Origin of the sequence: Sinorhizobium medicae, assembly GCF_007827695.1 — a bacterium.
Lineage (GTDB): Bacteria > Pseudomonadota > Alphaproteobacteria > Rhizobiales > Rhizobiaceae > Sinorhizobium > Sinorhizobium medicae.
This window is the reverse complement of sequence record NZ_VITA01000007.1, coordinates 1-21,275: the sequence shown is the minus strand read 5'-3', so window position 1 is coordinate 21,275 and position 21,275 is coordinate 1. Positions and strand designations below refer to the sequence as shown.

The 21,275-nt window shown below is 64.8% G+C and carries 24 protein-coding genes and 1 pseudogene; 15 read left to right on the top strand and 10 right to left on the bottom strand.

Annotated elements, in window-relative coordinates; translation table 11 throughout:
• Window position 1 precedes the first annotated feature (1 nt).
• The 5 genes from FB009_RS13725 to mnhG are packed head-to-tail and all read left to right on the top strand — an operon-like array spanning window position 2 to window position 3,095.
• Window positions 2-349: a Na+/H+ antiporter subunit C gene (locus FB009_RS13725; RefSeq protein ID WP_012067022.1), complete on the top strand. Its 348-nt coding sequence runs from the start codon at window positions 2-4 to the stop codon at window positions 347-349.
• Entirely contained in the window at window positions 318-1,961 is a 1,644-nt protein-coding gene (locus tag FB009_RS13720; RefSeq protein WP_028054241.1) for a monovalent cation/H+ antiporter subunit D, read from the top strand. The genes FB009_RS13725 and FB009_RS13720 overlap by 32 nt, the downstream gene beginning before the upstream one ends.
• Before the next feature lie 2 nt (window positions 1,962-1,963).
• On the top strand, window positions 1,964-2,449 hold the full coding sequence (locus FB009_RS13715; protein WP_012067024.1) for a Na+/H+ antiporter subunit E: 486 nt from the start codon (window positions 1,964-1,966) through the stop codon (window positions 2,447-2,449).
• Window positions 2,446-2,727 carry a K+/H+ antiporter subunit F gene (locus FB009_RS13710; RefSeq protein ID WP_012067025.1) on the top strand — a complete coding sequence of 94 codons (282 nt, stop codon included), beginning with the start codon at window positions 2,446-2,448 and terminating at the stop codon, window positions 2,725-2,727. Before FB009_RS13715 ends, FB009_RS13710 begins: the two co-directional genes overlap by 4 nt.
• Window positions 2,724-3,095, top strand: a complete 372-nt coding sequence (gene mnhG, locus FB009_RS13705; RefSeq protein ID WP_012067026.1) for a monovalent cation/H(+) antiporter subunit G — start codon at window positions 2,724-2,726, stop codon at window positions 3,093-3,095. The genes FB009_RS13710 and mnhG overlap by 4 nt, the downstream gene beginning before the upstream one ends.
• Window positions 3,096-3,125: 30 nt before the next feature.
• On the opposite strand, the gene cobM is transcribed toward mnhG, so the two are convergent.
• Together cobM and FB009_RS13695 are read right to left on the bottom strand one after the other, a co-directional pair.
• A complete protein-coding gene (gene cobM, locus FB009_RS13700; RefSeq protein ID WP_024311018.1) occupies window positions 3,126-3,884 on the bottom strand; it encodes a precorrin-4 C(11)-methyltransferase in 759 nt (252 codons plus the stop codon).
• 38 nt (window positions 3,885-3,922) lie between these two features.
• Entirely contained in the window at window positions 3,923-5,155 is a 1,233-nt protein-coding gene (locus FB009_RS13695; RefSeq protein ID WP_024311019.1) for a bifunctional cobalt-precorrin-7 (C(5))-methyltransferase/cobalt-precorrin-6B (C(15))-methyltransferase, read from the bottom strand.
• Between FB009_RS13695 and FB009_RS13690 the strand changes: the two genes are divergently transcribed.
• Window positions 5,133-5,933, top strand: coding sequence for a cobalt-precorrin-6A reductase (locus FB009_RS13690; protein ID WP_012067029.1), 801 nt, complete (start codon window positions 5,133-5,135; stop codon window positions 5,931-5,933). The genes FB009_RS13695 and FB009_RS13690 overlap by 23 nt on opposite strands.
• On the opposite strand, the gene FB009_RS13685 is transcribed toward FB009_RS13690, so the two are convergent.
• The 6 genes from FB009_RS13685 to ung form a co-directional block, all read right to left on the bottom strand.
• Window positions 5,897-6,661, bottom strand: coding sequence for a precorrin-3B C(17)-methyltransferase (locus FB009_RS13685; RefSeq protein WP_018011670.1), 765 nt, complete (start codon window positions 6,659-6,661; stop codon window positions 5,897-5,899). The genes FB009_RS13690 and FB009_RS13685 overlap by 37 nt on opposite strands.
• The gene (locus FB009_RS13680) at window positions 6,658-7,431 is read right to left on the bottom strand and encodes a precorrin-2 C(20)-methyltransferase (RefSeq protein ID WP_012067031.1); all 774 of its coding nucleotides are present in this window, start codon (window positions 7,429-7,431) and stop codon (window positions 6,658-6,660) included. The genes FB009_RS13685 and FB009_RS13680 overlap by 4 nt, the downstream gene beginning before the upstream one ends.
• Window positions 7,428-8,060 (bottom strand): precorrin-8X methylmutase, encoded by a 633-nt coding sequence (locus tag FB009_RS13675; RefSeq protein WP_127580595.1) that lies wholly within the window; start codon window positions 8,058-8,060, stop codon window positions 7,428-7,430. The genes FB009_RS13680 and FB009_RS13675 overlap by 4 nt, the downstream gene beginning before the upstream one ends.
• Before the next feature lie 2 nt (window positions 8,061-8,062).
• Complete coding sequence (cobG, locus tag FB009_RS13670; protein WP_024311020.1) at window positions 8,063-9,445, bottom strand: precorrin-3B synthase; 1,383 nt, start codon at window positions 9,443-9,445, stop codon at window positions 8,063-8,065.
• 124 nt (window positions 9,446-9,569) lie between these two features.
• Entirely contained in the window at window positions 9,570-10,340 is a 771-nt protein-coding gene (gene cobF, locus FB009_RS13665) for a precorrin-6A synthase (deacetylating) (RefSeq protein WP_012067034.1), read from the bottom strand.
• A gap of 99 nt (window positions 10,341-10,439) precedes the next feature.
• Window positions 10,440-11,165: a uracil-DNA glycosylase gene (gene ung, locus FB009_RS13660; RefSeq protein WP_012067035.1), complete on the bottom strand. Its 726-nt coding sequence runs from the start codon at window positions 11,163-11,165 to the stop codon at window positions 10,440-10,442.
• Between the two features lie 43 nt (window positions 11,166-11,208).
• Between ung and FB009_RS32720 the strand changes: the two genes are divergently transcribed.
• Genes FB009_RS32720 through modC form a run of 4 tightly spaced genes read left to right on the top strand, consistent with a single transcriptional unit; the run spans window position 11,209 to window position 13,972 of the window.
• Window positions 11,209-11,361 carry a hypothetical protein gene (locus FB009_RS32720; protein ID WP_153316608.1) on the top strand — a complete coding sequence of 51 codons (153 nt, stop codon included), beginning with the start codon at window positions 11,209-11,211 and terminating at the stop codon, window positions 11,359-11,361.
• 2 nt (window positions 11,362-11,363) lie between these two features.
• A complete protein-coding gene (gene modA, locus FB009_RS13655) occupies window positions 11,364-12,149 on the top strand; it encodes a molybdate ABC transporter substrate-binding protein (protein WP_012067036.1) in 786 nt (261 codons plus the stop codon).
• A 51-nt stretch (window positions 12,150-12,200) separates the two neighbouring features.
• Window positions 12,201-12,902 carry a molybdate ABC transporter permease subunit gene (modB, locus tag FB009_RS13650; RefSeq protein ID WP_012067037.1) on the top strand — a complete coding sequence of 234 codons (702 nt, stop codon included), beginning with the start codon at window positions 12,201-12,203 and terminating at the stop codon, window positions 12,900-12,902.
• Entirely contained in the window at window positions 12,899-13,972 is a 1,074-nt protein-coding gene (gene modC / locus FB009_RS13645) for a molybdenum ABC transporter ATP-binding protein (protein WP_012067038.1), read from the top strand. Before modB ends, modC begins: the two co-directional genes overlap by 4 nt.
• Before the next feature lie 32 nt (window positions 13,973-14,004).
• On the opposite strand, the gene FB009_RS13640 is transcribed toward modC, so the two are convergent.
• Window positions 14,005-14,391, bottom strand: a complete 387-nt coding sequence (locus tag FB009_RS13640) for a winged helix-turn-helix domain-containing protein (protein ID WP_024324376.1) — start codon at window positions 14,389-14,391, stop codon at window positions 14,005-14,007.
• A gap of 160 nt (window positions 14,392-14,551) precedes the next feature.
• Between FB009_RS13640 and FB009_RS13635 the strand changes: the two genes are divergently transcribed.
• The 5 genes from FB009_RS13635 (at window position 14,552) to lpdA (ending at window position 21,153) form a co-directional block, all read left to right on the top strand.
• The gene (locus FB009_RS13635) at window positions 14,552-15,883 is read left to right on the top strand and encodes an NAD(P)/FAD-dependent oxidoreductase (RefSeq protein ID WP_102045049.1); all 1,332 of its coding nucleotides are present in this window, start codon (window positions 14,552-14,554) and stop codon (window positions 15,881-15,883) included.
• A gap of 338 nt (window positions 15,884-16,221) precedes the next feature.
• A complete protein-coding gene (locus tag FB009_RS13630; protein WP_024311023.1) occupies window positions 16,222-17,454 on the top strand; it encodes a 3-methyl-2-oxobutanoate dehydrogenase (2-methylpropanoyl-transferring) subunit alpha in 1,233 nt (410 codons plus the stop codon).
• Between the two features lies 1 nt (window position 17,455).
• Complete coding sequence (locus FB009_RS13625) at window positions 17,456-18,469, top strand: alpha-ketoacid dehydrogenase subunit beta (protein WP_012067042.1); 1,014 nt, start codon at window positions 17,456-17,458, stop codon at window positions 18,467-18,469.
• A gap of 3 nt (window positions 18,470-18,472) precedes the next feature.
• A complete protein-coding gene (locus FB009_RS13620; protein WP_012067043.1) occupies window positions 18,473-19,753 on the top strand; it encodes a dihydrolipoamide acetyltransferase family protein in 1,281 nt (426 codons plus the stop codon).
• Window positions 19,754-19,758: 5 nt separating this feature from the next.
• Entirely contained in the window at window positions 19,759-21,153 is a 1,395-nt protein-coding gene (gene lpdA / locus FB009_RS13615; protein WP_012067044.1) for a dihydrolipoyl dehydrogenase, read from the top strand.
• 29 nt (window positions 21,154-21,182) lie between these two features.
• On the opposite strand, the pseudogene purU reads toward lpdA, so the two are convergent.
• Window positions 21,183-21,275, bottom strand: a pseudogene (gene purU / locus FB009_RS13610) (formyltetrahydrofolate deformylase); the annotation flags it as partial.

The window sequence follows — 21,275 nt, the reverse complement described above, 5'->3', positions numbered from 1 at the left end:
AATGGAACTCATTCTCGCAGGCGGTATAGGCACCCTGACCGCGTCAGGCGTTTATCTTCTTTTGAGGCCCCGAACATACCAGGTCATCATCGGGCTTTCGCTGCTCTCCTTTGCCGTCAATCTCTTCATCTTCGGCATGGGCAGGTTGCGGGTGAACGCCCCGCCGATCCTCGAGCCCGGGGGCGCAGGCGATCTCGCCCGCTTTACCGATCCGGTTCCTCAGGCTCTGGTGCTGACGGCGATCGTCATCGGCTTCGCGATGACAGCACTGTTCCTCGTGGTACTGCTTGCCTCGCGCGGCTTCACCGGAACCGACCATGTGGACGGAAGGGAGCAGCGCGGTGACTGATTGGCTCCATCATCTTCTCATATTGCCGATCCTCCTGCCGCTCGCCGTCGCCGCGGTTCTGATCCCGATCAACGAGCGGGACCGCACAGTGAAGGGCGCCATAGGATTCGGTTCAACGCTCGTCGTATTCATCCTTTCGATGATCCTCATGCGGTTTGCCGCTTCCGGAACCGCCAGCCTGCCTGGATCGGGGGTTTACCAGCTCGGCAACTGGCCCGCCCCCTTTGGCATCGTCCTCGTTCTGGATCGCCTGTCGGCTCTGATGCTGTGCCTGACGAGTGGACTTGCACTCGCCGCGCAGGCCTATTCGATGGCGCGCTGGCACACGGCGGGACATCACTTCCATTCGCTGTTCCAGCTCCTCCTTGCAGGCCTCAACGGCGCCTTTCTCACGGGCGACCTCTTCAATCTCTTCGTCTTCTTCGAAATGATGCTGGCCGCCTCCTACGGACTGCTCCTGCACGGCTCCGGACCTATACGCGTGAAGGCGGGCCTGCATTATGTTGCGGTCAATCTCGCCGCTTCGTCACTGTTCCTGATCGGCGTCAGCCTGATCTACGGTACGACCGGCACCCTCAACATGGCCGACCTCGCAACGAAGATCGCAGCGATCGACGCCCAAGACAGAACATTTGTCGAAATGGGGGCAGCCATTCTCGGCGTCGCCTTCCTCGTTAAGGCCGGCATGTGGCCGCTCAGCTTCTGGCTGCCAACGGCCTACGCGGCGGCAACGCCGCCGGTCGCCGGAATCTTCGCAATCCTGACCAAGGTCGGCATCTATGTCATTATGCGCCTGCATCTGCTCGTCTTCGGCACGACAGCGGGCGCGTCGTCCGGTTTCGGCCAGGACTGGCTGGTCACCGGGGGAATGCTGACGATCGCCTTCGGCGCCATAGGCGTGCTCGCCTCGCAGGCAATGGGTCGCCTTGCCGGCTACTCCGTTCTGGTATCCTCCGGGACGCTGCTCGCGGCGATCGGCCTTGGCCACGGCGGAATGCTCGCCGGTGCTCTCTTCTATCTGGTCAGCTCGACGCTGACGATCGCGGCCTTTTTCCTGCTGATCGAGCTCGTCGAGCGCGGTCGGGACGCCGGCGCCGACGTCCTCGCTGTGACGATGGAAGCTTATGGCGATTTCGACGAAGACGAAGAAGAGGAAGAGGTCGGCGTTGCCATTCCGGGTACCATGGCCGTTCTCGGTCTCTGCTTCTGCCTCTGCGCATTGCTGCTCGCCGGCCTGCCGCCTTTCTCGGGTTTCATCGCCAAGTTTGCGCTCATAAGCGGCCTATTCGATGCGCCGGCCGCCGATCTTGCCGCAGCAACCTCCGTCGCGGACTGGATCTATGTCGCCCTCCTCATCCTGTCAGGGCTCGCCGCCATGATCGCAATGAACCGGATCGGCATCCGCACTTTCTGGGCATCGATCGAGGGGACGATACCGCGGGTTGTCGTGATCGAGATCACACCCGTGATTGTCCTGCTTGCCGCCTGCATCTTCCTGAGCCTGCAGGCGGGCCCCGCGATGCGCTACATGCAGGCGACGGCCGACGATCTGCTCGCTCCGCTCACCTTGAGCGATCGGGTGCTTTCGGCGCCGCGAGCCGGGAGCAATTAGAGATGCGCACCTGGTTCCCCTATCCGCTGCTCTCCGTCGCGCTCCTCCTCATGTGGCTGCTTCTAAGTCAGTCCGTGACGCCGGGTTCGATCCTCCTCGGCCTTATCGTCAGCACCGTCCTTGCATGGGTAACGCTCAAACTGAAGCCTGCCCGCTCGCGTCTCAATCGCTGGAGCCGCATCGCCGGTTTTATTCTGCGCGCCACAGGCGACGTTATCCGCTCGAATATCGCCGTCACGCTGATCATCCTGCGCGCGAGGCGCCGCGCGGTCGCCGCTGGCTTCATGACCCTCGGTATCGACCTCGAAGACGAGAATGCCCTGGCGCTGCTTGCCTGCGTGCTGACGGCGACGCCGGGCACCGCATGGCTCGAATATGACCGGCGCCAGAAGATCTTGCTCATCCACGTGCTCGACATCGAAAACGAGGAACTGTGGCGCAAAACGATCAGGCGCTACGCGGCCGATTTAAAGGAGATATTCGAATGATGGAGCTTGCCGTCATCTGGTCGGTGCTGCTTGCACAGACGATGCTCGCACTCGCCATGGCCTTCGCGCTCTACCGCATGGCCAGAGGGCCGAGGGCTCAGGATCGCATCCTCGGCCTCGACACGCTCTACATCAACGCGATGCTGATGCTGATCACTTTCGGAATCCGAACGGCAAACACGGTCTATTTCGAAACGGCGCTCATCATCGCGGTCATCGGCTTCGCATCGTCGATCGCGCTTGCCAAGTTCCTCATGCGCGGCGAGGTGATCGAATGAGCCATCTGACCGACCTGCCGCCATGGGCGGCAGCCCTCGTCTGCGGATTGCTGCTGATCGGCGCGGCGACCACCTTCATCGGATCGCTCGGGCTGCTGCGCCTCCCCGATTTCTATGCCCGCCTGCACGCCCCGACGATAGCGACCAGCGGCGGCACCATCCTCATTTGCCTTGCGTCGATCCTCTGCTTCGCCGTTCTGCAGAGCCGCTGGGTGTTCCACGAAGTTCTGATCATCTTCTTCATGACGGTGACGACACCCGTGACGCTGATGCTGCTCGGCCAGGCGACACTCTACCGCGACCGCTTCGAGAACCGGCCGGGGGTTCCACGGAAGTCGCGGCCTTCGGGCAGCAAGATCGAAGAGTAATGTGCGCAGGAACTGCGCGGTGCTGTCGCTTCAATCGCGCCCGCGGAAGCGCCGTTGATATGCCGGGTCGTAGAGCGAGCTTTCGCGGAAATCCGACGCCTCCAGCCCCGGCCCGACGAAGATCAGCGCGGTGCGTTCGATCGGTTCGGCCGCGACCCTGGCTGCGATGTCGCTAAGCCTGCCGCGGACGACGCGTTCGTCCGGCCAGGAGGCCTTGACCACGATCGCGACCGGGCAATCGGCGCCGTATAGTGGGGTCAGTTCCTCCACCACCTGTCCGAGCGCGTGGATTGCGAGATGGATGGCGAGTGTCGAACCGGTGGCGCCGAACGCTGCGAGCGTCTCGCTGTTCGGCATGGGCGAGGCCCGGCCGGAGACGCGCGTCAACACCAGGCTCTGAGCGACCGCGGGGATCGTCAGTTCGCGGCCAAGCGTCGCGGCGGCGGCAGCGAAGGCGGGTACGCCGGGCGTCATCGTGTAGGCGATGCCATGCTTCTCCAGCCGGCGGATCTGTTCGGCCACCGCGCTCCAGACGGAAAGGTCGCCGGAATGCAGCCGGGCGACATCCTCACCCGCCGCCGCTGCGCGCACATATTCCGCTTCGATCTCGTCCAGCGACATCGGCGCCGTATCGACGATGCGAGCGCCGGGCGGGCAAAATTGCAGGAGCTCGGTCGAAACGATCGAGCCGGCGTATAGGCAGACGGGGCAGCGGCCGATCAAGTCTCTGCCCCTGACCGTGATGAGGTCTGCCGCGCCCGGGCCCGCCCCGATGAAATGAACCGTCATGATCTTTCCTCTCGAAAATGCGTTGCCCGATGAGCGGTTCACGCCCTGACCCACGACCATTGCATGACCGGCATGGCGGGCCGCCAGCCCGTCATCGTGCCGACGGGCGAGGCTCGGGCGATGTCGATGCGGATCAGCGAACCGCCGAGCCGCGCATGCTGGGCGAGCAGCACCGCTTCCATTTCCGTCGTCACGGCATTGGCGACCAGCCGTCCGCCGGGCACGAGCGCTGCGATGGCCGCGTCCAGCACGCCGGGCTCGCTTCCGCCGCCGCCGATGAAGATCACATCCGGGCGCGGGAGTTGCAGCAACGCCTCCGGCGCACGTCCTTCCACAACCACAAGCCCCGGGACACCGAAGCGAAATGCATTGCGGCCGATCCGCGCGACCCGCTCCGGCGAAGCCTCTATGGCGATCGCCCGCATCGCCGGGTCGGCGAGCATCCATTCGATGGCGATCGAACCGGAGCCGGCTCCGATATCCCAGAGGAGTTCACCCCGGCGCGGCGCCAGCGCCGAGAGCGTCAGTGCCCGAACCTCCCTTTTGGTGATCTGGCCGTCGTGCTCGAACAACAGGTCGTCCAGCCCTCCGCCAAGCGGAAGCACGCGAGCGTCGGTGCCCGCGATTACCTCCACCGCGCAGACGTTCAGCGCTTGGACGTCTTCGAGCGAAAAGCGCTCGGCGCGATGACTGGAGACATGTTCGTTGTTGCCGCCAAGCGCTTCTAGAACCGTAAGTCGTGACTGACCGAAGCCGTTTTCACAGAGCAGGCCGGCAAGCGCCTTCGGCCCGTGTTCATCCGAGGTCAATGCCAGGACGCGCGCCCCCGGCTGCAGATGCGGCCTTATGAGATCGAGCGGGCGGCCGTGCAGCGAAATGGTCGTGACCTCCTGCAAGGGCCAGCCTAGCCGGGACGCGGCAAGGCTGAAAGCGGACGGAGCGGGGATGGTGCGCATTTCCGCGGCATCGATGCGGCGCGTGAGCGTAGCGCCGATGCCGTAGAGGAAGGGATCGCCCGAGGCGAGCACCACGACGGGGCTGCCGCGCCGGGCGACGATGGCCTCTACCGATTTTTCAAACGGACTCTGCCATATCTGGCGCTCGCCCCTGATCAGCGCAGACGCAAGCTCCATGTGCCGGGCGCCGCCGAAGACGACGGGTGCCGCCTGGATGAGGCGCTTGGCCTCTTCGCCGAGACCGGCTACACCGTCCTCTCCGATGCCGATTATGATGAGCCAGGGAGCGACGATGGTGGAACCGTTGTTCGACATGTCAGCCACGGGCAAGCCTCGCATTCTGATCCTCGGCGGAACGACCGAGGCGCGGCAGCTCGCGGAGCACCTTGCCTCCGATCCGCGCTACGACGCTGCGGTCTCCCTTGCCGGCCGCACGGCCGAACCCCGCCCGCAGCCGCTTCCGACACGCATAGGCGGCTTCGGGGGGGCGGAGGGACTCGCCGCATTCCTGCTGGACGAGGGCATCGCCCTCCTCGTAGACGCGACGCACCCCTTCGCTGCGCGGATCTCGCAAAACGCCGCCGCTGCGGCTCGAATAACGGGTACGCCAATCCTCGCGCTCCGCCGCCCCGCCTGGGAGGCCGGCCCCGGTGATCGCTGGACTCGCGTCGACAGTGTCTCCGAGGCGGTCTCCGCCCTTGGAGAGGCGCCGCGCCGTGTCTTCCTCGCGATCGGCCGGCAAGAGGCCTTCCATTTCAAGAAAGCGCCGCAGCACAGCTACGTCATACGCAGCGTCGACCCGATAACGCCGCCGCTCGACCTGCCCGATGCTACCGCCATTCTCGCCTCCGGCCCTTTTGCCGAGCGGGATGAAACGGAACTGCTCGAACGCAACCGGATCGACGCCATCATTGCCAAGAACAGCGGCGGCGCGGCCACCTTTGGCAAGATAGCGGCGGCGCGAAAGCTCGGGATCGAGGTGGTGATGGTCGAGCGCCGAAAGCCTGCCGACGTTCCGTCGGTCGGCGACTGTAGCGAGGCGCTCGAACGCATCCGTCAACGCTTTGCTCCGGTAAAGGACCGCGGCGTGTAGACGAGATCATGCTTCCCGTCGCGCAGGATGGTACGTGTCTCCGGCGAGCCGATGATCACGCAGGTCGCCATGTCAGCGCGACCCGGCTCGGCGTCGCCGAGCGGCATCACTTCGATGCGCTCGTCGGGCCGCCCGGCTGCGTGGCCGAAGATCACCGGCACGGTTGCCGGCAGCACCTGCCGCAGAACCTCGAAAGCCTCGCCGAGTTGCCAGGGGCGAGCCTTGCTGATCGGATTGTAAAGCGCGATGACCAGCCCCGCTTCGGCCGCAAGCTGGAGCCGGCGGGTGATGACCTCCCAGGGCTTCAGATTGTCGGAAAGCGACATGACACAGAAATCGTGCCCCAGCGGCGCCCCGATCCGTGCGGCGACCGCGAGCATTGCCGTGACGCCGGGCGTGATCGTGAGATCGACTTCGCGCCATTCCTGCGGTCCGTTGTCGATCGCCTCGCAGACGGCGGCGGCCATGGCGAAGATGCCGGGGTCGCCGCCGGAGACGACGCAGACATTCACCCCTGCCGCGGCGCGCGCGAGTGCCGCCTGAGCGCGGTCCAGTTCCTCGCGGTTGTCCGATGCTATGCGCCGTTGATCCGCGCGAAGTTGCAGGCGATCGAGATAGGGGCCATAGCCGAAGAATTCGGTCGCTGCAGCGATCGCATTCTCGGCCTCGGGCGTCATCTGTGCCGGATTGCCAGGCCCGGTGCCGACGATGAAGAGCGTTCCCCTCATACCTTGCCCTCCAATCCCGGTCTGTCCTTCCCGCCGGGCCTGTCCTTCCAACCCGGAACCAGCACCAGCGAGAAATAGGGCGCCTCGTCGTCCGGCTTCTCGCCGAGCGGAACCATTGCCGCATTCTTCATCGTGCCGCGCTCGACATATACGGCCGCCTCGAGCCTGCCCGCCGCCGCGAGTGCCCGGCGTATTTTAGGCAGGTTGCGGCCGACTTTCATGATCACGGCGGCTTCCGTATCGGCGAGGCGTCGCTGAAGCTCGGCCTCGCCCATGGTGCCGGGCAGGACGGAGAGCACATCGTCGCCTTGCACCAGCGGCAGCCCGGCAAGCGACCAGCAGCCGGACATCGCGGTGATGCCCGGAATGACCACGGCCGGGAAACGGCCGGCAAGCCGCACATGGAGATGCATGTAGGACCCGTAGAAAAGCGGGTCTCCTTCGCTTAGCACCGCCACCGTCCGCCCGGCGAGGAGATGCGCCGCCACCGCCTCGGCCGAGGCATCGTAGAAGTCGGTGATCTGACTCCTATAGGCGTCGTGATCCTTGTCGATCTCAGTGGTAACGGGATAATAGAGCGGCAGTTCGGTCATGCCCGGCTTCAGAATTCCCTCCACCACCGCCCGGCCGTTGCCGTTCCGGCCGGCCTTGGCGAAATAGGCGACGACATCCGCATCGCCGAGCGCTCGTACCGCTTTTACGGTCAGCAGCTCAGGGTCGCCCGGACCCGTTCCGACGCCGATCAGCTTGCCAGTTTTCGTGCCGCTCACAGACCCGGCCTCGCGAGTGAATTCAACGCGGCAGCGGTCATCGCGCTGCCGCCGAGACGGCCGCGCACGACCGCGAAGGGAACGCCATAGGAATTCTCGGCAAGTGCATCCTTCGATTCCGCCGCACCGACGAAGCCGACCGGCATTCCGAGGATCGCGGCTGGCTTCGGCGCACCATCGCGCAGCATCTCCAACAAATAGAAGAGCGCGGTCGGCGCGTTACCGATCGCTACGACGGAGCCGGCCATCCTTTCACCCCAGAGCTTCAGCGCCGCGGCCGAACGCGTATTGCCGATCTCGGCCGCGATCTCTGCGGTCTGCGGATCCCGGAGCGTGCAGATGACCTCATTACCGGCGGGGAGGCGTGCGCGCGTCACGCCACGGACGACCATCTCCGCATCGCAGAGGATGGGGGCGCCGCCCTTCAAGGCAGCGCGCGCGGCGGAAACGAACCCGGGCGAAAAGACGAATTGGCGCGCGGCCTCCACGGAGCCGCAGGCATGCACCATCCGAACGGCAAGATCGGCCTCTTCCTCCGAGAAACCGGAAAGATCAGCTTCCGCGCGGATGATCGCGAAAGAACGCTCATAGATGGCGTTGCCATCGCGGATGTAATCGTAGTCAGGCATCTCTATCCCTGTTCGAACGCTGCGCCGATCTGCGCGGTCCCGAGCCGTGTAAGACAGGACCAAGCCGATTCGCCAGCGTCTTTGTTTTCCCGCACCAGCGCGTTGAGCGCAGCGAAGGCGGATCTTATTCCGTTTTCATCCCTGTAGGCACTCGGCGCGACGGAAGCAGTGCCATTTACGACAAGTCCATATCCTGATGGCGCATATCCTGATGGCGCACCGATCAGCGTCATCGGCGCTGGAGACGGCTTGGCGCAGCCTTTGGGGCAGCCGGAGAGATGCACCGTCGCCGAGCCGTCGAGCAAGTCCGGCGCGGCTTCGACCAACAATCTCGCCGTCGCCTTGGTGTCCATTCCCGTCGACGCGCAGGCAAGACCGGCGCAGGCCGCTATGTGATTGCGCGGATCGTCGGCGGCGACCAGAAATCCATGGCCGCGGGCAAGCCCTTGCGCAATGGCGGCCGCTTCGCCGGAGAGACCGAGGACGAACAGACCATGGCGCGGCACCAGACGTATCTCCGCTGCGCCGAGTTCCTCTGCCTGCCGCACGAACGCGATGAGACTGCCCGCGTCGGTCTGCGCAAAGGCCAGCCCCACGCCGAGCACCGTGCCGGCCCCGCCGAAGTGATGGATGCCCGCCGGCGGCGGAGAAGGGGAGCCCTCGCCGGCAAACGGCAATGCATTGCCGGCAGAAAAGCGCTGCCGAATGCCGCCCGCGTCAAGGTCGCGAGCGCGGGCTGCGGGCCCGAGCGCGCTGAGACTTCGCATGATATCGAGAACCGCGGGAACGACCTCTCCCGCTTCCAGCAGGGCGACAGGCGCTGCCGAGCGCGCGGTGCCTCCGAGCGAAAGCAGCCACCGAATGCCATCCTCACCGCCAAGTGCGGAAATACGCAGATCGGCGGTCAACATCGTGAGATTGAAGCACCCGCCTCCATCCACCACGATCGTAAATTTCGGTGCAAAGCTGAGCGTCTCACCCGCACCGGAGATCGCCAAGCGCAGCGCGCGGGCGAGCGGGCGAGGGTCGGCGATTTCACCGGGGTCGAAACCGGCCAGGGGTGGCGTCTCGATTGCCAGGCCTTCGGCAACGGCTATTCCCGTTTCCCAGATCGCCGCGGCAAGTGCCGGAACACTCTCCGGTGTCAGGCCGCGTATCTGCAGGTTGCCGCGTGCCGTGATCTCGATAATGCCGCTGCCATAGGCTCCGGCCGCGACGGCGAGCGCCCTTATCTCCGCCGGGGTCAGACCGTCGACCGCTGGTCGCAGCCGCACGAGCAGGCCGTCCCCGGTCCGCATCGGTGCCGCGAGCGAAGGACAGGCCCCGCGGCGCATCGATGCACCGAGGCCGTGCGGCCCGAGGTCTGGCGCGGCGCAGCTGGTCATTCGTCTTTCGTCATCCTTCGGCCTGTCCAGCCAGTTTTCCGGTGAAACCTATAGCACAGGCGCATGCCTTGAGAGCGTTCAAGCATTCGGATTAAGGCCGTTTTACACCTTTTCCGAAATTGCTCTATTCGTCGAAATCGGCGCCTTTTCGCAAAAGATATATGTCCATGATCCAGCCTACCCGCTCGCGTGCCGCAGCACGGGTTTTCAGAATTTCCTCTTTGACGTCGGCAAGGCGCCCTGAAATGACGATCTCTTCGGGGCTGCCGAGATAGGCGCCCCAATAGATCTCGGCGTCGGGATCCTCGATCTTCTGAAAGGCCTGCTCGCCGTCGAGCATGACGACCGCCGTCTCGCACCTGTGCGGAAAGCTCTCGGCGAGCCTCCGGCCGGTGGTGATTTCCACCGGTTTGCCGACGAGGTTCAACGGAATGCGATGGCTGGCGCAGAGCGCCTGCAGGCTGGTAATGCCCGGAATGACGTCAAAGCCGAAGCCAATGCGGCCGCGCGCCTTCACGCGCTCGACGATGCGGATCGTGCTGTCATAGAGCATCGGATCGCCCCAGACAAGAAACGCGCCGGTCTGTCCATCGGCAAGCTCGCTCTCGAGGAGAGCCTCGTAAGTGGCGGCAATACTCGCATGCCAGTCGTCCACGCTTTCGATATACGCCCGCCCTTCGGTTCGGCGAACGGGCACGGCGAATTCAATGGTCCGGCTGTCGGCCCTCGTCACGTAGCGGGCACAGATCTCGCGGCGAAGCTCGGCGAGTTCGGACCTCTTCGCACCCTTCGTCGGGATGAACAGCACATCGGCTCTGTTCAGCGCATTGATCGCCTGGACCGTGATGTGCTCGGGGTTACCCGCGCCGATACCGATGATCAGGATGTGCCGCATGCCGTCTCCCATCGCGTCGCCTGCCTATTCGGGCCAGTCTTTGACGGATCGGAGCCGGGGGCGCAAGGTCCATTCGCGACGGGCGCCGGAACGAGGGCGTCAGCAGTTCGGCGGCGTCGGCCGTTCCACTGCCAGGGGCGGATCTTCCGGCAACCGCCAGTCGATCGGGTCGAGCCCCTTGGACGTGAGAAAGGCATTCGCCTTGGAGAAATGCCGGCAGCCGAAGAAGCCCGAATGCGCCGAAAGCGGTGACGGATGCGGCGCCGTGAGCACGAGATGGCGCGAGCGGTCGACGAACGCCGCCTTGCGTTGCGCATAAGAGCCCCAGAGCATGAAGACGACGGGCTGCGCCTGCTCATTGACGGCGCGGATGACCGCATCGGTAAAGCGTTCCCATCCTCTGCCCTGATGCGAAGCCGCCCGGCCGCGCTCCACCGTCAGCACGCTGTTCAGCAGCAACACGCCCTGGCGCGCCCAGCTTTCGAGAAAACCGTGGCGCGCCGGATCTATGCCGAGGTCTTCCTTGAGCTCCTTGTAGATGTTGACGAGCGAAGGCGGTGTACGCACGCCGGGACGAACACTGAAGCAGAGGCCGTGCGCCTGCCCGTCGCCATGATATGGATCCTGACCGAGGATCACGACACGAACCCTGTCGAGGGGGGTAAGATCGAGCGCGCGAAAATATTCGCCACCCCTCGGAAAAACCTGTCGGCCCTGTTGCTTTTCGTCCAGCAGGAAACGCTTGAGCTCGGTCATGTAGCCGTTGCGGAACTCGGGGCCGAGGGCCGCTTTCCAGCTCTCTTCCAGCCGTATCGTCGAATCCATATGGGTCGTCACCTCGCTTGCTCTCGTTGCAGAATTTAGACGCATGAGCGTCTATCGCAAGCGGTCGCGCAATCTTCGCCCCATTGCCTCACCGTTCGATTACAGCGCAACGGCAGCATTGTATTTCTCCGAATATAGCGCTAACCAAAATACCGAAGCGTTATATCTTGAGAAATATCACGAGCGGGAGGCATGAGCTTGGCGACGAGAAAGGATCGGCTCAAGGGCGTGTCCGTGGCACTCGCCGTCCTTCTGACGGCAATAGGCCCTGCGACGGCCCTGGCGGCGGAGAAGGTCACGATCTTTGCTGCGGCAAGCCTCAAAAACGCGCTCGATGCGATCAACGGCGAGTGGCGCAAGCAGACGGGCAAGGAATCCACCGCCTCCTATGCTGCAAGTTCAGCACTGGCGAAGCAGATCGAACAGGGCGCGCCCGCCGATGTGTTCATCTCCGCCGACCTCGCCTGGATGGACTATCTCGCAGACGAGAAACTGATCAAGGGTGACACGCGCTCAAATCTACTCGGCAATCGCATCGTCCTCGTCTCCGGCAGCAAGGATGCCGCAGAGGTCGAGATCGGACCTGGCTTCGATCTTGCCGGCCTTGTCGGCAATGAGCGGCTGGCAATGGGCGCCGTCGATTCGGTCCCTGCCGGCAGATATGGCAAGGCCGCGCTGGAAAAGCTCGGTCTTTGGCCGAGCCTTGCCGGAAAGGTCGCCGGTGCCGAAAGCGTGCGGGCCGCTCTCCTTCTCGTTTCGCGGGGCGAGGCGCCCTATGGCATCGTCTACCGGACGGATGCGGCGGCTGATGCCGGGGTTAAGGTGATCGGCACCTTCCCCGAGAACAGCCATCCACCGATCATCTACCCGATCGCGATCACTGCCGACAGCAGGAACCCCGATGCCGGTGCCTATCTCGACTTCGTGCGCTCGCCGAAGGCAGCGGCGCTTTTTGAGGCTGAGGGTTTTACGGTGCTGGAATAGCATCTGCCGAATGAATTGACGACACGGCGCATCAGAAGCGGGAGCACGAGCTTGGACCTGTTGGCATTGACCGAAGCGGAGTGGACGGCAGTCCGCCTCAGCCTGCGGGTCGCCACCGTGGCGATGCTTGCAAGCCTACCATTCGCACTCCTGGTTTCGATGATCCTCGCACGCGGCCAGTTCTGGGGCAAATCGCTGCTCAACGGCCTCGTCCATATGCCGCTGATCCTGCCGCCGGTGGTCACCGGCTTTGCCCTGCTGCTCCTCTTCGGCCGGCGCGGGCCGGTCGGCGCCTTTCTCGCCGAAAACTTCGGCCTGGTCTTTTCCTTCCGCTGGACCGGGGCGGCGCTCGCCTGCGCGGTGATGGGCTTCCCATTGATGGTCCGCAGCATCCGGCTGTCGATCGAAGCGGTCGACCGCAAGCTCGAGGACGCGGCGGCGACGCTTGGCGCAAGCCCCGCCTGGATATTCCTGACGGTAACATTGCCCCTGATTCTTCCGGGCATCCTTGCCGGCATGGTCCTCTCCTTCGCCAAGGCGATGGGCGAGTTCGGGGCGACCATTACCTTCGTCTCCAATATTCCGGGTGAGACGCAGACGCTTTCCGCCGCGATCTACACCTTCACGCAGGTGCCGGGCGGCGATGCCGGCGCGATGCGCCTCGCCGCGATTTCCGTCATCATTTCGATGGCGGCGCTGATGCTTTCGGAAGCCATGGCCGCGGCCGCGGCCCGGCGGACGGTCGCGGCATGAGGCTCCAGGTCGAAGCGCGCCTCAGGCTCGGCACTTTCGCGATCGATGCCGCCTTCGGTTCACAGGCCGGCGTAACCGCACTTTTCGGCCGCTCCGGCTCCGGCAAGACCTCGCTCGTCAACATCATCGCAGGCCTCCTGCGGCCAGATCACGGCCGCATCATGCTCGACGGCGACGTCATCGCCGACAGCAAGCGCCGGCTTTTCACCCCTGCCCACCGCCGCCGCTTCGGCTATGTTTTCCAGGAAGCGCGCCTCTTTCCGCATTTGAGCGTCCGCGGGAATCTCGGCTATGGGCGCTGGTTCGCGGGCGCGACCGGGTCGGGGGAGGAGTTCGGCAGGATCGTCGCGATGCTCGGCATAGGACACCTGCTCGACCGCATGCCCGCCACGCTTTCGGGCGGCGAGCGGCAGCGCGTGGCCATCGGCCGGGCACTGCTCGCTGCACCCCGCCTGCTTTTGATGGACGAACCACTCGCTGCGCTCGACGACGCACGAAAAGCCGAAATACTTCCGTATCTTGAGCGGCTTCGCGACGAGACGAGAATTCCGATCGTCTATGTCAGTCATTCCGTGGCTGAAGTGGCGAGGCTCGCGGAACGCGTGGTCGTGATGGAGAACGGCCGGGTCAAGGCTTCCGGGAAAACGGCGGCCGTTCTGAGCGCGCCGTCGCCAACCTACGAAACCGATCGGCGGGACGCGGGTGCGTTGATCGTGGGCGTCGTCGAAAGCCATGACGAGGGGCATGAACTGACAAATGTGCGTGCCGGAGAATGCCTGATCCGCGTACCGCATCTCATAGCCGAGCAAGGCCAAAGCCTTCGGCTTTATGTCGCCGGGCGCGACGTCATGCTGGCGACCAGGCGCCCGGAGGACATCAGCGCCCTCAACGTGCTTCCGGGAAGGATCGTCAGCCTCTCGCCACCGCGGCAGGGCAGCGTCGACGTGAGGGTGGATTGCGGCGGCAACGTCATTGCCGCGCGGATCACGACCCTATCCCGGGAAGCGCTCGATCTTCAGCCGGGAAAGCAGGTGCACGCCATCATCAAGACCGTGGCGCTTGATTATTAGAGGCTTTGCGGTTTTCGCCAGCATCCCGCCTCTCAACTTATTTCCGCGGGCCCACCGGAAGTCTCTTCGCAGCCGCGCATGGCGCTCAGCCAGTCGAGATCGTCGGCGACTGCCGCATGTGCCTTCGCCTCCATAGCCCGGAACCGCTCGATCAGCATCTCGCCGAACGCGGTGACGGCAGCGCCGCCGCCCTGTTTGCCACCGCGCTGCGATTCGACCACCGGCTCCCGGAACATCCGGTTCAGTGCGTCGACCAGCAGCCAGGCTCGCCGGTAGGACATGTCCATGGCCCGCCCGGCTGCGGAAATCGAGCCGGCCTCGCGGATCAGTTCCAGAAGCATGATCTTGCCGCGCCCGAGACGGTCGTTCTGCGGGAAATCTATACGGAGGATCGGGCGGAGCTCGGCGGTGTCGCGCATTGGGTCAACATAATGGCTCCCGCAGGAGACGGGAAGGCGCGACCAATAAAAGGCGATGCGGGAACTGTGCATCGCTGCCGGAAACCGGCTCTGAAGGCTTGATCGGTGCGTTCATTGGATGCAGCGATAGGGAATAAATGCACGGAACCCAGAGATCATCATGCCCGGCCCCGCTCTCGACCCTGTTGGAACAGATCCTTCGCTTCCCGCGAGAGCCGACGTCGTGATCATCGGCGGCGGCATCATCGGAGTAACCACCGCGCTTTTTCTTGCAGAGCGAGGCGTGACAGTCGTCCTTTGCGAAAAGGGCGTGCTGGCCGGCGAGCAATCGAGCCGCAACTGGGGCTGGGTGCGGGTCATGGGCCGCGATCGGCGTGAAATTCCGCTCGCGATGGCGGCGCTGAACATCTGGGATACGCTCGACGCGCGCGTCTGCGGCGAAACCGGGTTCCGCCGCAGCGGCATCCTCTACATTTCCGAGACGGAGCAGGACGTCGCAAATCGGGACGCCTGGCTCGCGCTTGCGCGGCCGCATGGCGTCGACAGTCGCCAGCTTACCGCCGACGAGACCCGGGAACGAATGGGCGGGGCGGCGATACGATGCAAGGGCTCGCTCTATACGCCGGGCGACGGCAGGGCCGAGCCGCAAAAGGCCGTTCCCGCCATCGCCGCCGGAGCGCGTCGCGCCGGCGCGCGCATCGTGACCGGCTGTGCCGTGCGGGGAATCGAGAAGAGCACGGGCCGAATAAGCGCCGTCATCACCGAAAAGGGCCGCATCGAAACATCTACCGTGGTGCTTGCCGGCGGCGCTTGGTCCAGGCTCTTCTGCAAGGGGCTCGGAGTCCGGCTGCCGCAATTGAAAGTGCGTAACACCGTGCTCCGGACGGCACCGGTCGAGGGCGGGCCGGATGGTGCCGGTGCGACGGCGACCTACGCCTATCGCAAGCGCCTCGACGGCGGCTATACGATCGCCACCGCAGGCGCAAACCTGCACCCGCTCGTGCCCGACACCTTTGCGTTTTTTCAGGATTTTCGGGAGGCTCGGAAGGCCGAAGGCGAGTCCGTGCAGGCGGGCCTGAGCGCCCAGAGCTGGCGTGAGCTCTTCGAGATCCTGCCGCAACCGCTCGATCGGCCAGGCGCCTTCGAGCGGCACCGCATCCTCGACCCGCGTCCCGATCCTAAGTCCGTGCTCAGGGCTTTCGAAGAGGCAAGAAAGGCTCTTCCGAAGCTTCGGACCGTCGCGCCGGTGCAGATCTGGGCCGGACTGATCGACGTGACACCGGACGTCGTGCCGGTCATTTCCCTGGCGCAAGAGCTGCCGGGGCTCGTTATCGCTACCGGCTTTTCCGGTCACGGCTTCGGCATCGGCCCCGGGGCCGGACATCTCGTCGCCGATCTCGTGACCGGAGACCCGCCCATCGTCGATCCCTCCGAGTTCCGCCTTTCGCGCTTTTCCGACGGCAGCCCGATTGAGATCGCTCCGCCGGTCTGAGGGTGGGTCAAGCACTTGCTGCGTGTTCGCGGCAGCCTCACGAAAGAAAATTGCCCGCCATCAGCATCGGCATGATCACGCCGACGCATGCCGGATGCGTTCCCGCACGAATCTGTCTTTCTTGGCACGGGCGTCGCGCGCGACGGCGAAAACTCTTCATCTGGCCCCGGACTCGTGGCAGTCTGTGCGCATATACCGTTAGGAGAACGGCAGGCTGCGGCGGCGTGGCAGGCGGGGTGGAGGAACCCGGGCCAGGGAAACTGCCGGGCGGCATGGCACCGTTCTCCCGGGGCAGCGAGTTGCGCAAGGCGCAATCCGGAAGGGAGGCCGGAAGCCGCATGGATGAATTCAGCCGACTGAGCCTGCATGTCCCCGAACCGGCCGTCCGGCCGGGCGATCAGCCCGACTTTTCCAATGTGAAGATTCCGAAGGCGGGCTCGGTGCCGCGGCCGGAAGTCGACGTGGACCCCGAAGAGATCCGCGACCTCGCCTATTCGATCATCCGGGTGCTTAATCGCGAGGGCGAGGCGGTCGGACCCTGGGCAGGCCTTCTTTCGGACGAGGAACTACTGACCGGCCTCAGGCATATGATGCTGCTGAGGGCCTTCGACGCGCGTATGCTCATGGCGCAGCGCCAGGGCAAGACGTCCTTCTACATGCAGCATCTCGGCGAAGAGGCGGTGAGCTGTGCATTCCGCAAGGCGCTCCGCAAGGGCGACATGAATTTTCCGACCTACCGTCAGGCGGGGCTTCTGATCGCCGACGACTACCCGATGGTCGAGATGATGAACCAGATCTTCTCGAACGAGCTCGATCCCTGCCATGGGCGGCAGTTGCCGGTCATGTACACCTCCAAGGCGCACGGCTTCTTCACGATATCCGGCAACCTCGCCACGCAATATGTCCAGGCGGTCGGCTGGGCGATGGCGTCCGCCATCAAGAACGATACCCGGATCGCCGCCGGCTGGATCGGCGACGGCTCGACGGCCGAGTCGGACTTCCATTCCGCGCTGGTCTTCGCCTCCACCTACAAGGCGCCCGTCATTCTCAACATCGTCAACAATCAATGGGCTATCTCGACCTTCCAGGGTATCGCCCGAGGGGGCTCCGGCACATTTGCGGCCCGGGGTCTGGGTTTCGGCATTCCCGCCTTGAGGGTCGACGGCAACGACTATCTCGCGGTCTATGCGGTGGCGCGCTGGGCGGCGGAGCGGGCGCGCCTGAATCTCGGTCCGACGCTGATCGAATATGTGACCTATCGCGTCGGCGCCCATTCGACCTCCGACGATCCGAGCGCCTATCGTCCGAAAACGGAATCGGAGGCCTGGCCGCTCGGCGACCCGGTTCTGCGCCTCAAAAAGCACCTGGTTCTGCGCGGCGTCTGGTCCGAGGAACGGCATGCGCAGGCGGAGGCGGAAATCATGGACGAAGTCATCCAGGCACAGAAGGAAGCCGAGCGCCACGGAACGCTCCATGCCGGCGGCAGGCCGTCGGTGCGGGACATCTTCGAAGGCGTCTATGCCGAGATGCCGCCCCATATCCGCCGCCAGCGGCAGAAAGCGGGGTACTGACATGGCCAGAATGACGATGATCGAAGCGGTGCGCAGCGCCATGGACGTGTCGATGGCGCGCGACGAGGACGTCGTCGTCTTCGGCGAGGACGTCGGCTATTTCGGCGGCGTCTTCCGCTGCACCCAGGGGCTTCAGGCCAAATACGGCAAGACCCGCTGCTTCGACGCACCGATAAGCGAATCCGGCATCGTCGGCACGGCCATCGGCATGGCCGCCTACGGGCTGAAACCCTGCGTCGAGATTCAGTTCGCCGATTACATGTATCCGGCCTACGATCAGCTTACCCAGGAGGCCGCACGCATCCGCTATCGCTCGAACGGCGACTTCACCTGCCCGATCGTCGTCCGAATGCCGACAGGCGGCGGCATCTTCGGCGGCCAGACCCATAGCCAGAGCCCGGAGGCGCTCTTCACCCATGTGTGCGGGCTCAAGGTGGTCGTACCGTCGACGCCATATGACGCCAAGGGACTGCTGATCTCGGCGATCGAGGATCCGGATCCGGTGATGTTCCTCGAGCCGAAGCGCCTCTATAACGGTCCCTTCGACGGCCACCACGAACGGCCGGTCACGGCATGGTCCAGGCACGAGCTCGGAGAGGTTCCGGACGGGCATTACACGATCCCGATCGGCAAGGCCGAGATTCGCCGCAAGGGCTCGGGCGTGACGGTGATCGCCTACGGAACCATGGTGCATGTGGCTCTTGCCGCGACCGAGGAGACCGGCATCGACGCGGAAGTGATCGACCTGCGAAGTCTCTTGCCGCTCGACCTCGAGACGATCGTGCAATCGGTGAGCAAGACGGGGCGCTGCGTGGTTGTGCACGAGGCGACGCTGACGTCCGGCTTCGGCGCAGAACTCGTGGCTCTTGTCCAGGAGCACTGCTTCTACCACCTCGAAGCGCCGGTCGTGCGCGTCACGGGCTGGGATACCCCCTATCCGCACGCCCAGGAATGGGACTATTTCCCAGGCCCGGCACGCGTCGGGCGCGCGCTCGCCGAAGCGATGGAGGGCTGACGCATGGGCGAATTCACCATCAAGATGCCGGATGTCGGCGAAGGCGTCGCGGAGGCCGAACTCGTCGAATGGCATGTGAAGCCGGGAGACCCGGTACGCGAAGACATGGTGCTCGCCGCCGTCATGACCGACAAGGCCACGGTCGAAATCCCCTCCCCCGTCTCGGGCAAGGTGCTCTGGCTCGGCGCTGAAGTCGGCGACACGATCGCGGTGAAGGCGCCGCTGGTCAGGATCGAGACCTCAGCTGAGGCGGCAGAGGCTGCTCCGGACAGTGTTCCGGAGGCGCTGGCGGAAAAAGTGCTCGACCAGCCCGTCGCCGTCTCTTCCCGATCCGAGGCCGGGGCAGCTGCGCAGGCTAAAAGGCCGGCGCCGGAACCTGCTCCGGCGCCCCGCGAAACCCCAAGCTTTTCGGCAAAGCCCCTCGCCTCCCCGGCCGTGCGGCTGCGCGCCAGAGAGAGCGGTATCGACCTCAGGCAGGTAACCGGCACAGGGCCGGCAGGCCGGATCACCCATGAGGATCTCGACCTCTTCCTCAGCCGGGGCGCCGGCCCCGTGGCCGCTCCGGCCGGACTGGTCCGCAAGACCGCGGTCGAGGAGGTCAAGATGACCGGCCTCAGGCGGCGGATCGCCGAGAAAATGTCGCTCTCCGCGTCGCGCATCCCCCACATCACCTATGTGGAAGAGGTCGACATGACCGCGCTCGAGGATTTGCGCGCGACGATGAACCGCGAGCGCAAGTCCGAACAGGCCAAGCTGACGATCCTGCCATTCCTGATGCGGGCGCTCGTCAGAACCGCCGCCGAACTGCCAGGCGTCAATGCCACATTCGACGATCATGCCGGCATCATCCATCGTCACTCCGCCGTCCATATCGGCGTCGCCACCCAGACACCCGCCGGCCTGATGGTTCCGGTGGTCCGCCATGCCGAGGCGCGCGGGATCTGGGACTGCGCGACCGAGCTCAGCCGCCTGGCGGAGGCCGCCCGCACCGGAACCGCGACGCGCGACGAGCTCACCGGTTCGACCATCACCATCTCCTCGCTCGGCGCCATTGGCGGGATCGCCTCGACCCCGGTCATCAACCATCCGGAAGTGGCGATCGTCGGCGTCAACAAGATCGCCGTCCGCCCCGTCTGGGACGGCGCGCAATTCGTGCCTCGCAAGATCATGAATCTCTCGTCGAGCTTCGACCACCGGGTGATCGACGGCTGGGATGCCGCGGTTTTCGTTCAGCGGCTGAAGACGCTGATCGAAACGCCGGCGCTGATTTTCGTTGAAGGATAGGCGTTATGAAGGAAATCTCCTGCAAACTCCTGGTTCTTGGCGCCGGTCCCGGCGGCTATGTCACGGCGATCCGCGCCGCCCAGCTCGGCGTCAACACCGTGATCGTCGAGAAGGCGAAGGCCGGCGGCACCTGCCTGAATGTCGGCTGTATTCCATCCAAGGCGCTGATCCATGCGGCGGAAGAATACGACAAGCTCCGCACGGCCGCATCGGGTAAGAGCCCGCTCGGCCTCTCCTTGAATGCTCCCGCAATCGACCTCGGCCGAACGATAGCCTGGAAGGACGGTATCGTCGGGCGGCTCAACAGCGGCGTCACAGGGCTCCTGAAAAAGGCGGGCGTCAAGGCGGTTATCGGCGAGGGGCGTTTCGTCGACGGCAAGACCGTGGATGTGGAAACGGAGACGGGCCTCCAGCGCATTCGAGCGGAAGCGCTCGTCATCGCGACCGGTTCGGCGCCGATCGAGCTCCCCGACCTGCCCTTCGGCGGAAATGTGATTTCCTCGACCCAGGCTTTGGCGCTGACGAAAATACCCGAAACGCTCGCGGTCGTCGGTGGCGGCTATATCGGCCTCGAACTCGGCACCGCCTTTGCCAAGCTCGGTTCCAAGGTCACCGTGCTCGAAGCGTTGGACAGAATCCTGCCGCAATACGACGCCGATCTCTCGAAGCCGGTGATGAAGCGCCTCGGCGAACTCGGTGTGGAGGTCTTCACGGGCACCGCGGCAAAGCGGCTCTCCGCCGATCGGCGCGGGCTCTTTGCCGAGGAAAACGGCCGCGCCTTCGAGGTCCCGGCGGAGAAGGTCCTCGTCACCGTCGGTCGCGGGCCTGTCACCGAGGGCTGGGGACTTGAAGAGATCGATCTCGACCGGTCGGGCGGATTCATCCGCATCGACGATCAGTGCCGCACTTCGATGCGCGGTATCTATGCGATCGGCGACGTGACCGGCGAGCCGATGCTTGCGCACCGCGCAATGGCACAGGGCGAAATGGTCGCGGAGATCGTCGCCGGTCGAAAGCGGAGCTGGGACAAGCGCTGCATCCCGGCGGTTTGCTTCACCGATCCGGAAATCGTCGGCGCCGGCCTCTCGCCGGAAGAGGCTCGCACGGCCGGCATCGATACCAGGATCGGCCAGTTTCCTTTCCAGGCGAACGGCCGTGCGATGACAACGCTTTCCGAGGACGGCTTCGTCCGCGTGGTCGCCCGGGCCGACAATCACCTGGTCCTCGGCATCCAGGCGGTCGGCCACGGCGTTTCGGAACTGTCGGCGACCTTTGCGCTGGCGATCGAAATGGGCGCGCGGCTGGAGGATATCGCCGGCACCGTCCATGCGCATCCGACGCAGTCCGAGGCGTTTCAGGAGGCCGCCTTCAAGGCGCTGGGGCACGCGCTGCATATCTGAGGCGGAGCCCGAACACCTCTCCCGATCCCTCAGCCCATCCGTTCGGAGGCGTAGCTTCCCGGGCTCGGCGGGAAGACGACGACGCGGTTGCCGTTGATGAAGCAGCGGTGGTGGATATGGGC